Below are 15,384 nucleotides of genomic sequence, written 5' to 3'. Positions count from 1 at the left end.
TAGCATGGCTCTTGAATACTGGCTCAAGGGAGATATTCCGCCAGGACCAGTAAAGGCTACTGTGGTTACTGATGTAAATAGGGTGGTTGAAATTATTAGGAAGTATCTTGGTCAAGAAGCAATTCTTGTAGGTGCAAACATTAAGGAGATTGAAGCTGCTGGAAACATTAATGTTATAGATCATATAATTGAAATGGCAAAAGCCTTAAACGCACCAGTAATTGTGTCAAGTTCTGATGTTGTTAAGAGAATTGATGAGAAGGGATTCAAAGGCTACAAAATCCTTTTCCCACTTGAGGCAATTCAAAAAATATCCAAAGGGCTTGTTCCATGCAAACTAGCAATCTTCATCGGGTTTAGATATGCCTATGAATGGCTTTTACTCAATTACCTGAAGCACTACAGACCCGATGTGCAATCGCTATCCCTAGACCCATATGCACAGCCAAATGCTACATGGACTTTGCCATCGCTACCCCTAGTTGTGTGGTACAAGAACTTCACCCATATTGTTGAATCTCTTAAAACTTTTAATCAAAAATAGATAGAAATGTGTGTGAGAATCTATGTCAGCTGTGCTAAAAATTATTGAAAAATTTGAGGTTCCTGCAAATGTATCTGTGAAAGTGTTTAAGGTTCCTCCACCACCGCCAAAGGGAGTGTTTTCTGATATACCTGTTGATGTTGGGCCTCAGTACGAAGGTCAAAGGGTTAGAGCACCAGAAATGTTTGTTGAACTTGGAGGACCAAAAGTTAAATATAAGTTTGAGTTGTTCTTGGTTAAGCCTCTTGATGAGGTTGTTGATGGGGAAATTGTTGTTGTGGGACCTGATTTGAATGAGTTGAGCGAGGGTAAGAGCTATGAGTATGCAGTTATTTTGGAGGGAGCTGGCAAGGGCCTTGAGTCACAGGCTGAGGGTGTTCTTGAGAGACGAATACATGAGTTTAGTAACTATGTTCAAGGGTATATGCATTTAAATCAAAGGTATGAGATATGGCTTAGAGTTAGCAAAAGATCTTATCAAAAAGGTCTAAACTCGTTCAAATACATTGGAATAGCATTATATAGATTATTTAAATCAGCATTCCCAATACTGGAAAAGCTGAGAATATATTTCATAACAGATGCAAAAGTTGTTGAAGCTCTTTATCCACAAGCTATTAAGGTTTATGAGGAAAGGGATAGAAGGGCTCTGGGGCTTAGGGACGAGGATGCAGACATGTTCTATGCCTGCAAATTGTGTCAATCATTTGCACCAACACATGTATGCATAATAACACCAGAAAGACCATCTGCATGTGGAGCAATATCATGGCTTGATGCAAGAGTAGCTGCGCAAATAGATCCAAAGGGGCCTATACAGCCTGTGCCAAAAGGTAATTGCCTGGATCCAATTGGGGGAGAGTATGATGGTGTTAACGAAGCTGTTAAAAAGTTCTCCAACGGAGCTATACAAAAAGTTAAGCTCTACTCCTTGTTTGAGTATCCACCAACAATATGTGGATGCTTCGAAATAGCTACATTCTACATACCAGAGCTTGATGCTGTTGGCCTTGTTCACAGAGGATTTGCAGGTGTAACACCAATTGGTTTGAGGTTTAGTCAAATAGCTGATGCTGTTGGTGGTGGTAAGCAGGTTCCAGGGTTCCAGGGAATAGGATTGCTGTATCTAAGAAGCAAAAAACTGTTTCAAGCAGATGGTGGATGGACAAGAATTGTGTGGATGCCTTCAGAGCTTAAGGAGCGTGTGTTAGATGCTATACCATCTGAGCTTAGAGATAAGATAGCTACAGAGAAGGAGGTTAAATCAGTTGAGGAGCTCAAAAAATTTGTTATTGAAAAGGGTCATCCAATAGCAAAGAAGATTCTTGAGAAGGAGAAGCCTGTTGAGAAAAAAGCTGTTGAAGAAAGAAAGGCAGCTGAGGAGCAACTACAAAAACCACCAACAGCACCACCACAGCAGGTGTTGCAGCAACCAACTCCAGCTCCAGCAGTAGCTGCGCCGCAACAAGTGGTTGTGACACCAACACCTGTTGCTGCTGGTGTACAAGCTGTGACAATACCAATGCCAGGTGGTATAACAGTTTCCGTAACTATACCAACAGCTCTTACCCAACCAAAAGGACCCTCTGTAAGCATTGTTTTGAAGGGTGTTAGAGTAAAAATTGAGAAGATGGTTATAAGAAGAGGAGAGGTTGAGAAAAAGTGAGTGAGTCGAGGCAGCAGAAAAAGCGTTTAGATGATGAAAAAAGTGCGAAAAGCTATGCTGAAGTTGCTGGTCTTTTAGCAAAAATTGTTGAAGCTCTTGAAAAAGGTTTTGTGGAGCTTTACAATATTGAGTTGGAGCTTGATGAAGTTGAGCTGAAAATGCCTCTACCAGTTGCAGAGGCTTTGCCTATACCAATTGCCGTGGCACCTCCTCCACAAAAAGTTGTTGAAGCAAAACCAGAAATTCAAGCTGGTGTTGCAGTTGCAAAAGCTGTTGAGGTTATAGCTAAGAAAGTTGTTGAATTAATGAAAATGTCTTTTGAAGAGCCAAAGGCAAAGTTTGGTGGAAAGGTTGTTGAGGTTAGAATGGGTGCTACTAAAAGTGATGGTGGTACGAGAGATACTGTAATAGTTTTGGGTGGTCACGAGCTTCCACCATACTATTATCTAGCTGGCTATAAACCCCCACATCCACCAGCTTTTGGAGGAGACACTTTCGATATGAGAATTGGTTTGCCTAGAGCAGTGAGGCAAGCTTTTGGCGATGCTCTTGACAATCCCGAGGAGTGGGCAAGGGTATGGGTTAAGAAATTTGGTGCAGAGGCCATAGATATTCACCTCGTTAGTACAGATCCAACAATAAAGAATGCCTCTCCAGAAGAGGCAGTAAAAACTGTTGATAAGATTTTGCAAGTGGTTAAGGTGCCTATTGTTGTTGGTGGTAGTGGCAATCCGGAGAAAGACGTTGCGGTATTTAATGCTGTGGCCAATGCATTTCCAAGTGAGGGACTTGTAATAAATAGCCTGAATTTGGATATGGATTTGGAGAAGGTTTGTCCAAATATAGCAAAAACAAATGCTGTTGTAATAGACTTCTCTCCTATGAGTGTTGAAAAAGCTGAGGAGATAAACAGGAAGGTATATACATGGATACCGAGAAACAGAATAATACTGGATTTGAACATAGGTGGAATAGGCTATGGCACAGAATATGGCTTTACAACAATGGAGCGTGCAAGACTAGGTGCTTTAATGGGTAACGATCTTCTTCAACACCCATTCAATGTTGGAGCTGCAAACGCTTGGGGTGCTAGAGAAGCTTGGATGACAATGGATCAGTACTGGGGGCCTAAAGAAATCAGAGGGCCTTTGTGGGAAACACTAACATGTGTTATATGTCTACTTGCAGGTGCAGATTATTTCATGGTTCTTCACCCACTTACAATGAAGGTTCTCAAAAGTCTTAGAGAATACCTGTTTTCAGAACCAAAGCCAAGGGAACCTGAAAAGGCGTTGTCCTGGCTTTCGGCAAAACTTCCAGTGGTGTGATTCAATGCCCTGGAAACCTCCAACACCAATAGAAGTTTATCAGCTTTTGCCAAAAACAAATTGTGGAAAGTGTGGAGAGCCAAACTGCATGGCTTTTGCTGTTAAGCTTGTGAATTTTGATGCTACAGTTGAGCAGTGTCCTCCTCTAGTTGAGGATAAAAGCTATGCAGAAAGTCTTCAAAAACTAAGAGCACTTCTATCTCCCCCAGTTAGAGAAGTTGTTGTGAAGAGCTCTAAGAGGGTTGTGAAAATTGGTGGAGAATATGTTATGTATAGACATGAGCTAAGGTACATGAATCCAGCTGCGATAGCTATAGATGTTGATGATTCCATGGATAAGGACACTATTCTTAAACGTGTTGAGACCATAGAAAAGTTTGAATATGAATATGTTGGTCGAAAACTTAAGCTAGATTTGATAGCAGTTAGATCAGTAACAAATGATCCTAAGCAATTTGCTAAAACAGTTCAGATTGTGGCTGAAAACTCGTCGCTTCCCCTAATACTTTGTTCAACAAATCCAACAGTTATTGAAGCTGGCTTCAATGTGTTGCCACAAGAGCACAGGCCATTGATATATGCAGCCACAAAAGATAATTGGAGAGATATGGCTGAGCTTTCGAAAAGATTTGATGCACCACTAGCCATAGCCTCTCCAGGAGATTTAGACACTTTGGTATCGCTTGTTGCAACACTTAGCGAGGGTCTTGGATTAAATGATCTTGTTCTAGATCCCGGAACATTTGTAGGTTTAAACGGGCTTGCATATACTGTAAAAGCCTTTACGTGGCTTAGACACAAAGCTGCTAACGATCTTTGGAAATATGCTGGGTATCCACTCATCGGAACACCAATATCCGTGTGGACACAGCTCGAGGGGGATGTTATGGATAAGATGTGGTGGGAAGCAATAATGGCTACACTGCTCATGACCAGATATGCTGATGTTCTCATTATGCACTCACTCGATGGCTGGGTGCTGCTTCCACAGGTAATGTGGAGATTTCAGCTGTATACAGATCCTAGAAAACCAGTTGCTGTTCCAGCTGGTGTTAGAGAAATTGGAAAGCCAGATGAGAAATCACCCGTTTTGGTAACAACAAACTATGCATTGACGTACAGCATTGTTTTAAGTGATGTTGAAAAGGCCAAGGTTAATGCATGGCTTGTTGTTGTTGATACAGAAGGGCTTGCAGTTGATGTTGCTGTAGCTGGCAGAAAGTTTACTGGGGAGAAGGTTGCAGAGGTTATAAAGGCTGCGGAACTTGATAAGAAAGTTAAGTACAAGGTTCTCATAATACCTGGCAAAGCTGCTAGAGTTTCTGGAGATGTAGAAGATGCTACTGGCTGGAAAGTAGTTGTTGGACCAATGGATTCTAGCGAAATCGGTAAGTTCATTGAGAAGATGTGGACTGAGGACAAATTAAAAGAGTTGATCGGTCAATGAGAGTTTCGTTAATTTTTTATGTTTTTGGTGATAAACAATAGAGTATGAAGCCACAGTCAATGTTTTCTTTCCACAATTCAATATTGCTGTAAAAGCTTCTAAAGGCTCAACAATTTTGGATGTGGCTCGCAAGGCAAACATAGGAATTAGAAGTGTTTGCGGTGGTAAAGGGTTATGTGGCAAGTGCAAAGTGCTTGTAAAGGGAGGGGTTGAACATAGACTAGCCGATAAGTCAATTATTTCAGATGAGGAAATTGGCAAAGGCTATGTACTAGCATGCTTAGCTAAAGTGGTTGGTGATGTGGAGGTTTTTATTCCTTCCGAAAGCCAGTTTGGAAAAGCCAAGCTTCTGTCATATGTAAACTTACCAAAAATTGAAGTAGAGCCTATTCTAAATAGAATAACAATTTCAGATTACTTTGACATAGTTAAGCTAAGTTCTTTCTACAGAGTTGATGATGATTTAATAAGAAAAGCTGAGGATTTTGTTGAGAGACGTGGCAAGGCAATAGCTTTTGTAGATCCTTTTCACAATGCAGTTGTTGATGTTAAGGAGAGTGGGGTTTACTATGGTGTTGCAGTAGATGTTGGAACAACAAAAATTGTTGTTGCATTGCTGAATACACAATCTGGTGAGGTAATAGATGTTGAGTCAGAGTTTAACAAGCAGATGATGTATGGAGAAGACATTGTTTCGAGAATATCCTATGCAACAAATGATGAAAAGCTTAAGGAGCTTCAAAAAGCTGTTGTGGATGTGGTAAATGCTCTAGTAAATGATTTGTGTAGAAAACATGGTGTTGACAAGAAGAGCATATACCATGTTTCAGTAGCTGGAAATACTGCAATGACTTATCTATTTGTTGGTGCAAATCCCCATGTTCTTATACAATCATTTAAGCAACCTGTTAAAATAAGTCCAAAACCATACATATTAAGAGCTTCTGATATAGGATTGGATGTGAATAGAAATGCTCTTGTCTATGTATTGCCATGTTCTGGAAGATTTCTTGGTGGAGATGTTGTAGGGGATATAATAACAGCTGGTCTTCACCTTATGGATGAGCCAGCACTATTAATAGACATAGGAACGAATGCTGAGGTTGTTATTGGGTGTAGAAACTGGTTCCTGGGAACAACAGCACCTGCTGGACCAGCATTCGAGGGTTGGGGGCTTAGATGTGGTGTTAGAGCTGTTCAGGGAGCTATAGAAAGTGTTGAAATAGATTCAAACACATTGAAAGCAAGGTACAGGGTTATTGGAAATGTTAAGCCTATAGGGATATGCGGCTCTGGCTACATAGATCTTGTTGCACAGCTTTTTATAAATGGTGTTATAGATGCTCAGGGAAAGTTCTATAGAGATATTGAGTCTCCATACATTAGAAGAGGTCCTGATGGCTATGAATATGTTGTTGCATCTGCTGAGGAGTCTGGAACTGGAAGAGATATTGTTATTACTGAAAAGGACATATATAATGTTATAGACTCTAAATCATCTGTTTGTGCAGCTATATCAATTCTTATGAAGAGAATGCATTTAGATGTTCATAAAATAAAACATGTCTTTATATGTGGAGCATTTGGAAGATATCTCAACATTGATAGTGCAATAGCCATTGGCATGATACCAGAGTTTCCAAATGCAGAAATAAGTTTTATAGGAAATGGATCTCTTGGAGGAGCAATACTAACAACACTATCTAAAAGCTATGTACAAGCAGCAGAAAATGTTGCAAAAAACACTGCAAGTATAGAGCTAATGCTGGATCCAAATTTCATGGAGGAATACGAAGCAGGTTTTATACTTCCAGGAAAGCAAGAGCTTTTCCCAATATGGTGGAGAAAAAGCAAGGAGATTAAGCCTTGGAGCCATATGAGAAAATAAGTGTTTAGGTGAAGAGCTTTGAAAAGACCCTACATAGCATCTATTTCTGGCAAGGGCGGTGTTGGAAAAACAACTTTGACAGCACTACTACTGAAAGTTCTGATAGAGAGCAGTATTAGTGACACAATACTTGTAGTTGATGCGGATCCTGCAACAAATCTTCCAGATGTTCTTGGGATAAAGATAGCTAAAACAGTTGGTGATGTTGTTGAGGAATTTAGGAAGAGAATTGATGAATTCACGCTATCTGGATTCGACAAAATATCGCTGCTAAACTACTGGATTATGAGAGACTGTTTGTTTGAGTCTCAGTTTTTTGATTTTATCGCAATGGGTAGAGGTGAGGGCGAGGGATGCTATTGCTATGTAAACTCTGTTTTAACCACTATCTTAACTGGTTTGGTGAAGAACTATAGCGTTGTTTTAATGGATATGGAAGCTGGTCTTGAGCATTTGAATAGAAGAGTTGATAGACATGTAAACACAATGATAGTTGTTTTAGATCCATCAGTAATGAGCATTAAAACAGCTGAAAGAATTATTAACATTGCCAAAGAGGTGAAGATAAATCCAGACAAATTCTATGCTGTTGGAAATAGACTACCACAAAATCTTGTTTCAGAAGTTGAAAGCTATGTGAAGAAACTAGGCTATGAATATGCTGGCACAATTCCAGATGATGATCTGATACTGAAATACAGTATGGAGGGAAAGCCACTGCTAGACCTACCTAAACACAGCAAAGCTGTTGAATCAGCTAGAATAATAGCAAGAAACATAGAATTAATTGACTAAAAGCAAAACATGTTTGCATCACCTATTAAATACATCTGTTCCATTCCTCTCTAAGAATCGAAAACATGGAGAAACTCCTTTAGATAGGCTGTTGCCGGTTTAGCGATAAATTTAAATATCTCTTATCACTATAATTGCTTGGTTGGGGCAGAGGGCTGCTCCAGTGATTCGCACTGCGTTGAGGGGCAGCAGAAAACAACCAAGTGAGAGCAGATGGGAGCCCCGTGGCGTTGGGCTCGACAGGACCCCATGCGGCTTGGGCGAAGCTGGTGACTCCAAGCCTAGGGCCAACCCCGCTAACGGAACTAAAGATATTTACAAGTATTTATTAGAAGTACCGTTAGCGGGGAAACGCTCTGCACCCATTGGGTAGCTAAATGTAGCTAAACAATGAATTTTATGAAGATACAAAAGTTTATATAATAGTAGGCTTGTTTCTCTTAATTGTGGTGCTACATATATGAAAATACTTCACGAGTTTGTTCCAACTAGAAAATTCCTTCAAATGGCTGAAGAAACTAAGGATCTTGTTGATGGATGGAACATTACTGATAGTGCTGCTGGTGTACCAGCTCCAAGTGGTACTGCTGTTGGATGTGTTTTAAAGGTTAAGTATCCAGATAAAATTGTTATGCCAATATTTATACTGAATTACAAGGGGCCTGTAGAGGTTGGGGCACTTGCACTTGCAGCTGATGCTGTTGGATTAGATGGTCTTGTTTTAACATTTGGTGATGAGCCTAAGTATGGAGAGCCTTTGGCACCTAAATACTGGAAGAAGTCAGAGGATGCAAGAGACTTTCTAAGAAATGAGATTAAGCTAAGACGTGTAAAGCTTGGTTGTCTTCTATCACCACGTCCATGGAGAGAGAGGTATGGGGTGAAGCAGTTTGGTGTTGAAGACATGGTCAACAGGGTTAAAACTGGGTGGGACTTCGCATTCTTCATGAGATTAACAAATGAGACACTACCAGTTTTAGAGCAGTTGTCAACAGAAATGAGGAAGCTCAATATTCCACTATACACATATTTCTTGATTAAAACACCGAGGAATGCGGAAATACTTGCTAGAATTGGCTGGGCTCCAACAACAGATTTAGATAATTCAGCTGCATATGCAGAGAAGCTTGAAGGGCTTGTGGATGGAATTATAGCAACATGTGCTGGTGATTATCAAGGGGATTTAGAGCTTTTGAGAAGATTGAGCAAGTTGAAAAAGAAGTGAATATTTAAAAATTGAATTGTTTACTCCAAAAGTTTTTTCATATTCAGATTTTCGCTTATTGTTCTAATTAGCTCACTTTCCTTAGCTTTAAGAGAATCTGATGTAGTAATTGATTGCACTTCTCTAAGCTTCTCGACAGTTGTGTATGTATCGTATGGCACAAGTAGTATGGGAACACCAACTTCCCTAGCCTTTGTCAATACCGAGATATCTGGATAGAGATTACCTGTTAAAATGATTACACTTGGCTTTGTTTCGAGAGCAGCCATAATCAAATCAGTTCTATCACCACCAGTTACTATAGCCGCGTTAACAGCTCTTCTAAACCATCTAAGAGCTGCTGAAGGCGCCATGGCACCAACAACAATATCCTCTACTATGTTTGTTAACCTATCCCTATTCTCAATAACCTCGGCATTGAGAGCCTCGACAATGTCACGCACAGTTGGTGCTGTGAGACTTGGCTTCTCAGGTATAATCCCATATATGTTCAACCCCTTTTCTTCAAGAACCGGCACAATAACATCGTTAACTCTCTCAATATAGTACATGGGAACATTATTCAATATTACACCACTTAATGAATAGCCTTGATGTTCAAAGAAGCACTTATATAGTTGAATTCTATCAGCAAGTTCATCAACAACATCTCTCTCCTTCACATTCACAAGAAAAACTGCTTTAGCATTTAGCATCTTAGCCAATTCAGCAGAAGACAAACCAATACTTGATAGAGCCTCTGGATTTGGATAACCCTCAATAACAATAACATCTCTTCCCTCGCAAATCTTGCTGTAACTCTCCATAATCATCTTTTTAACATTGTCTAAATCCCTCCTCAACTCAATAATGTTACGTGTTATGGTAACTGGATTCAAATATTCTATTGGTTCTTGAAGCCCCAAAGCATCTTTAACTGCAATAACATCTGGATCAACATATTTTAGCGAGGGTAGTCTATATCTAGCCTTGGCAATAGGCTTAAAGTAACAGCCTTTATATCCATCCAGAATCAGCTTTTTGAGAATTCCATAGGCAATTATAGTCTTTCCCTTTTCACCAAATAGAAATATGGATTTGACCATGTTCATCACCTACTCAATCACTATTTTCACATCTATTGCCAAGCTTCCAGCCCCTTCATCATATACGAATAGCGGGTTAATATCCATTTCTACTATCTGCGGAACATCGATAACAAGTTTGCTTACTCGAAGCAAGGTATTAACTATAGACTCTATATCTGCTGGCTTCTCTCCTCTAAAGCCTTTGAGTAGTGTATAAGCCTTTGTTTCAGCAATCATCTCCCTAGCTTCATATGTAGATAGCGGAGCTAGCCTAAATGACACATCTCTAAATAGCTCAGTGTATATCCCACCCAGGCCAAACATTATTAGATGGCCAAATTCAGGATCCTTAGTTGTACCAATTATTACTTCTCTTCCCTTTGGAACCATTTTCTGAACAACAACACCATGTATAGCTGCTTGTGGTGCATATCTTCTAACATTTGCAATAATTGTTCTAAAAGCATCTTCAACTTCAGAATCAGATTTAACATTCATAATAACTCCGCCAACATCCGTTTTATGGGTTATGTCTGGTGATGCAATCTTTAAGACTACTGGATATCCAAGCTCATTTGCAATTCTCACAGCCTCTTCCTCAGTTCTTGCAAGTTTTGTTGGAGCAACTGCTACTCCATAGCATTTAACAAGATCCTTAGCTTCTGATTCTAGAAGAACCCTTCTACCATCACTCCTCACTCTATCTATTATTGCTTCTACACACCTCTTATCAACATTTGCCAAGCTAGATAATTCATTTAATGCCTCTGCCATTTTCATCACCCTCTCCCTCATCACTCTATACCTATTCATTATAGCCAAGGCAGCTACAACCCTATCATTTGATTCATACACAGGTATTCCAGCTGATTTCAGTATCTCAATTGCTTTCTCAACTCTTGGACCACCTATGAAAGCTGCAAGAATTGGTTTCTGTGGATACTTTTTCTGCATCTCTATTATTACCTCAGCTGTTTTCTCAGGTTCTGAAATAACCTGGGGTGTGAATATCACTATTGCAGCATCTACATTAGGATCGTTTAAAACAGCATCAAGAGCAACTTCATACCTATCAGCTTTAGCATCGCCAATAACATCAATTGGGTTGTTGAGAGCAGCCATTGGTGGTAACTTTGATCTTAGATAGCTAATTGTTTGAGGTGTTAGCTGAGCTAGTCGCAAACCCGCTAAAGCCACTAAATCTGCTGTCATAACACCTGGGCCTCCAGCATTAGTCACTATAGCAATTCTATCCCCAGGTAAGCTACTTGTTAATGAGAATGCTATTGCCGAGTCAAAGAATTCTGTAGGCTCTGAAACAAGCACTATACCAGCTTTCTTCATAGCTGCTTGAACAATCTGTGGACCACCAGCCAAAGATCCTGTGTGACTTAGTGCAGCCCTGGCCCCAGCCTCAGTCATACCACCCTTAATAAGAATCACAGGCTTCTTCCTAACAGCTTCCGAGGCAACTTCTATAAACTTTCTCGGATTTGCTATAGACTCTAAATATAGTAGTATGACCTTTGTTTCAGAATCATTTGCTAAATACTCAATAAAGTCAACCTCATTAAGATCAGCCTTATTCCCCAAGCTAACAATTTTTGAAAAACCTATTCCAGTTTTAACCGACCAATCAATTATAGCTGATAAATAGGCACCACTTTGAGAAACAAATGCTATGCCTCCTCGTGGTGGCATATAAGCAAAAGATGCGTTGATTGGTGTATGAGTATCTATTAAACCAAGGATATTTGGCCCTAGAACTCTTACACCATACTTTTTCGCTATTTCAACTACTCTCTTCTCTCTCTCAACACCCTCACCACCAACCTCCTTAAAACCAGCAGAAATTATTACAGCATATTTAACACCCTTCCTACCACACTCCTCCAAAACCTCTGGAACAATGGGAGCAGGAATAACAAAAACAGCAACATCAACATCATCTGGAATATCCAAAACAGATTTATATGCCTTCAAACCCATTATGTTATCTGCTTGTGGATTTACTGGATAAACCCTTCCCCTGTACCCACTATCAACAATATTTTTTAGTACTGCATAACCCAATTTACTAGGATCTCTTGAAGCACCTATTACAGCTACTGATTTTGGTTTAAATAGTGATTCTAGATCATTCTTCATGTGTTTTAACCAGGTTTAAACATATAGCTAAGAGTTTATAAACATGCAAATATATATGCATTTATCAAACTATACTACAGAGAGTATACAAAACATATATTTGCAGAACATTGCTACAACTTCTCTACGGGACTGCAACATGAAACTAGTTTTCATAGGACCTCCTGGAATAGGGAAGGGAACATATGCTAAGATGCTAAATCAAAAATATGGCATTCCACACATATCAACAGGTGATATATTCAGAGAGGAAATTTCCAAGGGCACAGAGCTTGGCATGAAGATAAAGCAGTATGTGGAAAAAGGGCTTTTGGTACCTGACGAAATTGTTGTAGAAGTTGTTAAAAGTGTTCTTCAAAGACCTGAGTGTAGAAAGGGGTTTATACTTGATGGATTTCCAAGAACAATTAAACAAGCTGAGGCACTAGATCAAATAACAACAATTGATGCTGTATTCTTGTTTGAAGCTCCTGTAGAGGTTATTATAGAGAGAGTATCTGGCAGGCTCATATGCCCCAACTGTGGTGCTATATACAATATTAAGTGGAAACCTCCAAAGGTTCCTGGAATATGTGATGTTTGTGGCCACAAGCTTATTAGAAGAAAAGATGATGAGCCAGAGGTTGTTAGAACAAGGTATCAAGTGTATAAGCAAACATTTCAACCTGTTATAGAGTATTACAGAAGGAAGGGGATTCTGATAGAGATTGACTCATCTAGAGATGCAACAATTGTTGTTGCAGATATTGAACGTATACTAAGGGAGAAGGGAATATTGAAGGGGTAGCTCTACTTCAATTCTATGTAGCGACACCAACTCCAACCAATTTTTTCAAGCAACTGAGCAACAATTTCAACAGCTTTTTTAACAAGATTTGTTTCAACGTTTGGAACACCAGCACCAACAATAAGAACTTCTCTTGTTGTGTTTCTTATCATAGTCTCTACACTATCCCTATGAGGATATATATGCATAACCAAATTCTTTGAATCTACAAATATTGGTATACCTTTTCCAAGTCTCTCCTCACCTCCACCAATAGGTTTAAACACCTCACCACCTCTACTAATAGTTATTCTAAATGGTGGAGAAGCATATGCCAAGTCATACATACCTATTGGCACCATTGTATAAGCAGATGCTATGTTGCCAGCATCAACAACAGGACTTATTCTTGGAAAAGATCCTCTCAAACCCCTTCTAACAAGAGCTTCACTAGCTGGTCTAACCTTTGTAGGGTCAATTCCTATTCTCCAGAAAAAGTCTCTATATGCTCTAACAACAGCATCATTTTTCAGGCTATCCAATGTATATCTGTTTTTCAGATAATCCAAAAGATTTTTAACATCATCTTCAAATGGGTACGACGCAAAAGGCTTTTCCTCAACAAGCCATGAAATGGTATATGAAACAAATATTCCAAGCTTTTTAGCATCATCATCAACATGGAGAATTCTTCCCAGTTCGCTACAAAGATTCGAAGCCATTTTTCATCACTACAAAGCACTTATAGCACAGCTTAAAAATGGTTTTAGGTTATGAGGTAAGCACAAAAGTTTTTCGGTGCTTCAATATATGGAGGCTAGAAAAAGAGTTGTAATGGCTTTTGTCATTCTAATAGTAATTGCTATTGCGATTAAGGTTTTCGAAGCTTCTATAACCTATTTACCAAAGGAATTTGCAAACTTCTATCAAAACTATAAAGGAGCTTTGAATTCTATAGTTATTGTTGTAGCAGGTATCATAATAATTCAGCTTTTTGCATCAGCTTCAATGATATGGCTAAAAGGGTTTAAAGAAGCTTACTTCATTAGAAATGTGATATTGGTTGTTGGCTATATTCTACTTGCTATAGCAATTGTTTCTAGTCTTGGCATTGGGGGAGAAGGTCTTTTAGCAAGTGCAACATTCTCTGGTCTTGTTTTTGGTCTTGCTTTACAGCCAGTTCTATCAAACTTCTTCTCCGGTCTTCTCATACTCTTGTCTGGCTATTTGAAGCCTGGGCAAATGGTTAGAATAGCTGGTGCAATACCATTATCACTTTTAGCATTTCCAGCATATAAATTCTTTAGCAGAGATTATATAATTCCAAGTTTAAAGGGTCAGGTAATAGAAATAGGCTTTATGTACACAAAAATTCTTGATGTTGATGGGCAAATAGTTAAAATACCAAACACCATGCTTTTTAGTAGTAGCATAGTTATTGAGAAATCTAGTGAAAGCAAAGTTATACAGGTAAGATATGAGTTTCCAGTGATGTGCAATCCCGACGATGTTTTGATGAGACTTCACAAAAAAGTTTCAGCAATTCTAAAAGATTATAGGCTATACATAGAAGAGCAGACAGATAAACAATACTACATAGTTTTATTGATAGCAGAAGCACCTCCCAAGGTAAAAACAAGAGAATTTAGATCAGCAATTCTGAAAGAGTTTATCAAAACCCATAGAGAGCTTATCAACGAAAGAATTTGTCAAAGTATGTAAAAAGCTAATTTTTGTACTGTATTCTCAAAGGTTTTGCTATGAAAAGAAGCACTCATAACATTTTTAGTTTCGCCATTGGATTGTGGCTTGCAGAAGCTCTTCCCATAACAAGCTATTTAATAGTTAACACAATTACTGTAGTTGCTCTATCAACATTTGTGAACTGGTTCATAGATTCGATAGGAGGTCACAACAGATATAGGAGAACACCATATACACATTCACTACTTGGTGTACTTCTAGTTTCCACCATCGTTGCTATCCTGATAAACCTATTGATTCTTTCCACAAAAATTGCTATTTCACATCAAATTATTCAAAAAATTTTTGTTATATCTCTTGTCATTGGGTTATCCCATTTGCTACTAGATTCTCTAACAGCTGATGGAATAGTGCTTATGTGGCCATTTATAAAAAAGAGATTTGCTTTTACAAAAATGAGATTCGATAACAAGTTGTTAAATGGATTAACAACACTAATTTCGATTATGCTTTTAGCACTTTACATAAACTATAAAATCGCATAAGCATACTAAGTTGAGTTCATAACTAGAAGATGTCAGCTCATTAGCAAGGATTCTAAAAACTTTTATACCTCTACAAATAGGTTTTTACCTCTTGGTGAAACTATGCGCCAATGGAATTAAATTACATAGTTTGTCTCCTAAAAACAGAAGCATATCAATCAATTAAAACAAATTGCAAACAAAAGTCGTGGATCATAATCTAAAAGGCTTCTTCTAATGGGGTGTTAAAATGCCAGATAGCTGGATATATAACCCTGCTAT

At 38.8% G+C, this 15,384-nt stretch carries 13 protein-coding genes; 10 read left to right on the top strand and 3 right to left on the bottom strand.

Annotated elements, in window-relative coordinates; all coding sequences use genetic code 11:
* The first annotated feature begins 4 nt into the window (after positions 1-4).
* The 7 genes from QPL79_RS05310 (at position 5) to QPL79_RS05280 (ending at position 8,893) form a co-directional block, all read left to right on the top strand.
* Positions 5-544, top strand: a complete 540-nt coding sequence (locus QPL79_RS05310) for a carbon monoxide dehydrogenase beta subunit family protein (RefSeq protein ID WP_285273761.1) — start codon at positions 5-7, stop codon at positions 542-544.
* Positions 545-566: 22 nt separating this feature from the next.
* The gene (gene cdhC / locus QPL79_RS05305; RefSeq protein WP_285273760.1) at positions 567-2,210 is read left to right on the top strand and encodes a CO dehydrogenase/CO-methylating acetyl-CoA synthase complex subunit beta; all 1,644 of its coding nucleotides are present in this window, start codon (positions 567-569) and stop codon (positions 2,208-2,210) included.
* Positions 2,207-3,538 (top strand): CO dehydrogenase/acetyl-CoA synthase subunit delta, encoded by a 1,332-nt coding sequence (gene cdhD / locus QPL79_RS05300; protein WP_285273759.1) that lies wholly within the window; start codon positions 2,207-2,209, stop codon positions 3,536-3,538. Before cdhC ends, cdhD begins: the two co-directional genes overlap by 4 nt.
* Positions 3,539-3,542: 4 nt before the next feature.
* A complete protein-coding gene (gene acsC / locus QPL79_RS05295; RefSeq protein ID WP_285273758.1) occupies positions 3,543-4,985 on the top strand; it encodes an acetyl-CoA decarbonylase/synthase complex subunit gamma in 1,443 nt (480 codons plus the stop codon).
* Positions 4,986-5,022: 37 nt separating this feature from the next.
* Positions 5,023-6,873, top strand: a complete 1,851-nt coding sequence (locus QPL79_RS05290) for an ASKHA domain-containing protein (RefSeq protein ID WP_350309089.1) — start codon at positions 5,023-5,025, stop codon at positions 6,871-6,873.
* 18 nt (positions 6,874-6,891) lie between these two features.
* Positions 6,892-7,668 (top strand): ATP-binding protein, encoded by a 777-nt coding sequence (locus QPL79_RS05285; protein WP_285273757.1) that lies wholly within the window; start codon positions 6,892-6,894, stop codon positions 7,666-7,668.
* Positions 7,669-8,128: 460 nt separating this feature from the next.
* Positions 8,129-8,893, top strand: a complete 765-nt coding sequence (locus QPL79_RS05280; RefSeq protein WP_285273756.1) for a hypothetical protein — start codon at positions 8,129-8,131, stop codon at positions 8,891-8,893.
* Positions 8,894-8,913: 20 nt separating this feature from the next.
* Here QPL79_RS05280 and QPL79_RS05275 read toward each other — a convergent pair whose 3' ends face one another.
* Together QPL79_RS05275 and acs are read right to left on the bottom strand one after the other, a co-directional pair.
* Positions 8,914-9,978, bottom strand: a complete 1,065-nt coding sequence (locus tag QPL79_RS05275) for a phosphotransacetylase family protein (RefSeq protein WP_285273755.1) — start codon at positions 9,976-9,978, stop codon at positions 8,914-8,916.
* A 9-nt stretch (positions 9,979-9,987) separates the two neighbouring features.
* Positions 9,988-12,108 (bottom strand): acetate--CoA ligase alpha subunit, encoded by a 2,121-nt coding sequence (acs, locus tag QPL79_RS05270; protein ID WP_285273754.1) that lies wholly within the window; start codon positions 12,106-12,108, stop codon positions 9,988-9,990.
* A gap of 139 nt (positions 12,109-12,247) precedes the next feature.
* Here acs and QPL79_RS05265 point away from each other — a divergent pair, with 139 nt between their 5' ends.
* Entirely contained in the window at positions 12,248-12,895 is a 648-nt protein-coding gene (locus QPL79_RS05265; RefSeq protein ID WP_285273753.1) for an adenylate kinase, read from the top strand.
* Positions 12,896-12,897: 2 nt separating this feature from the next.
* On the opposite strand, the gene QPL79_RS05260 is transcribed toward QPL79_RS05265, so the two are convergent.
* Positions 12,898-13,596 carry a B3/B4 domain-containing protein gene (locus QPL79_RS05260; RefSeq protein WP_285273752.1) on the bottom strand — a complete coding sequence of 233 codons (699 nt, stop codon included), beginning with the start codon at positions 13,594-13,596 and terminating at the stop codon, positions 12,898-12,900.
* A gap of 88 nt (positions 13,597-13,684) precedes the next feature.
* Here QPL79_RS05260 and QPL79_RS05255 point away from each other — a divergent pair, with 88 nt between their 5' ends.
* Complete coding sequence (locus QPL79_RS05255; protein ID WP_285273751.1) at positions 13,685-14,596, top strand: mechanosensitive ion channel family protein; 912 nt, start codon at positions 13,685-13,687, stop codon at positions 14,594-14,596.
* Positions 14,597-14,634: 38 nt separating this feature from the next.
* Positions 14,635-15,123, top strand: a complete 489-nt coding sequence (locus QPL79_RS05250; RefSeq protein ID WP_285273750.1) for a metal-dependent hydrolase — start codon at positions 14,635-14,637, stop codon at positions 15,121-15,123.
* The last annotated feature ends 261 nt before the right edge of the window (positions 15,124-15,384 follow it).

It is taken from the genome of Ignisphaera cupida (assembly GCF_030186535.1).
Classification (GTDB): Archaea; Thermoproteota; Thermoprotei_A; order Sulfolobales; family Ignisphaeraceae; genus Ignisphaera; species Ignisphaera cupida.
Note: the sequence above shows the minus strand (reverse complement) of the source record. Positions and strands in the feature narration are given on the sequence as shown.

What these genes read in the sequence shown, in the direction of transcription:
- QPL79_RS05275 (WP_285273755.1), bottom strand. Translation starts at nt 9,978, where the DNA reads ATGGTCAAATCCATATTTCTATTTGGTGAAAAGGGAAAGACTATAATT.
- QPL79_RS05260 (WP_285273752.1), bottom strand. Translation starts at nt 13,596, where the DNA reads ATGGCTTCGAATCTTTGTAGCGAACTGGGAAGAATTCTCCATGTTGAT.
- QPL79_RS05250 (WP_285273750.1), top strand. Translation starts at nt 14,635, where the DNA reads ATGAAAAGAAGCACTCATAACATTTTTAGTTTCGCCATTGGATTGTGG.
- QPL79_RS05265 (WP_285273753.1), top strand. Translation starts at nt 12,248, where the DNA reads ATGAAACTAGTTTTCATAGGACCTCCTGGAATAGGGAAGGGAACATAT.
- QPL79_RS05280 (WP_285273756.1), top strand. Translation starts at nt 8,129, where the DNA reads ATGAAAATACTTCACGAGTTTGTTCCAACTAGAAAATTCCTTCAAATG.
- QPL79_RS05310 (WP_285273761.1), top strand. Translation starts at nt 5, where the DNA reads ATGGCTCTTGAATACTGGCTCAAGGGAGATATTCCGCCAGGACCAGTA.
- cdhC (WP_285273760.1), top strand. Translation starts at nt 567, where the DNA reads ATGTCAGCTGTGCTAAAAATTATTGAAAAATTTGAGGTTCCTGCAAAT.
- QPL79_RS05255 (WP_285273751.1), top strand. Translation starts at nt 13,685, where the DNA reads ATGGAGGCTAGAAAAAGAGTTGTAATGGCTTTTGTCATTCTAATAGTA.
- acsC (WP_285273758.1), top strand. Translation starts at nt 3,543, where the DNA reads ATGCCCTGGAAACCTCCAACACCAATAGAAGTTTATCAGCTTTTGCCA.
- acs (WP_285273754.1), bottom strand. Translation starts at nt 12,108, where the DNA reads ATGAAGAATGATCTAGAATCACTATTTAAACCAAAATCAGTAGCTGTA.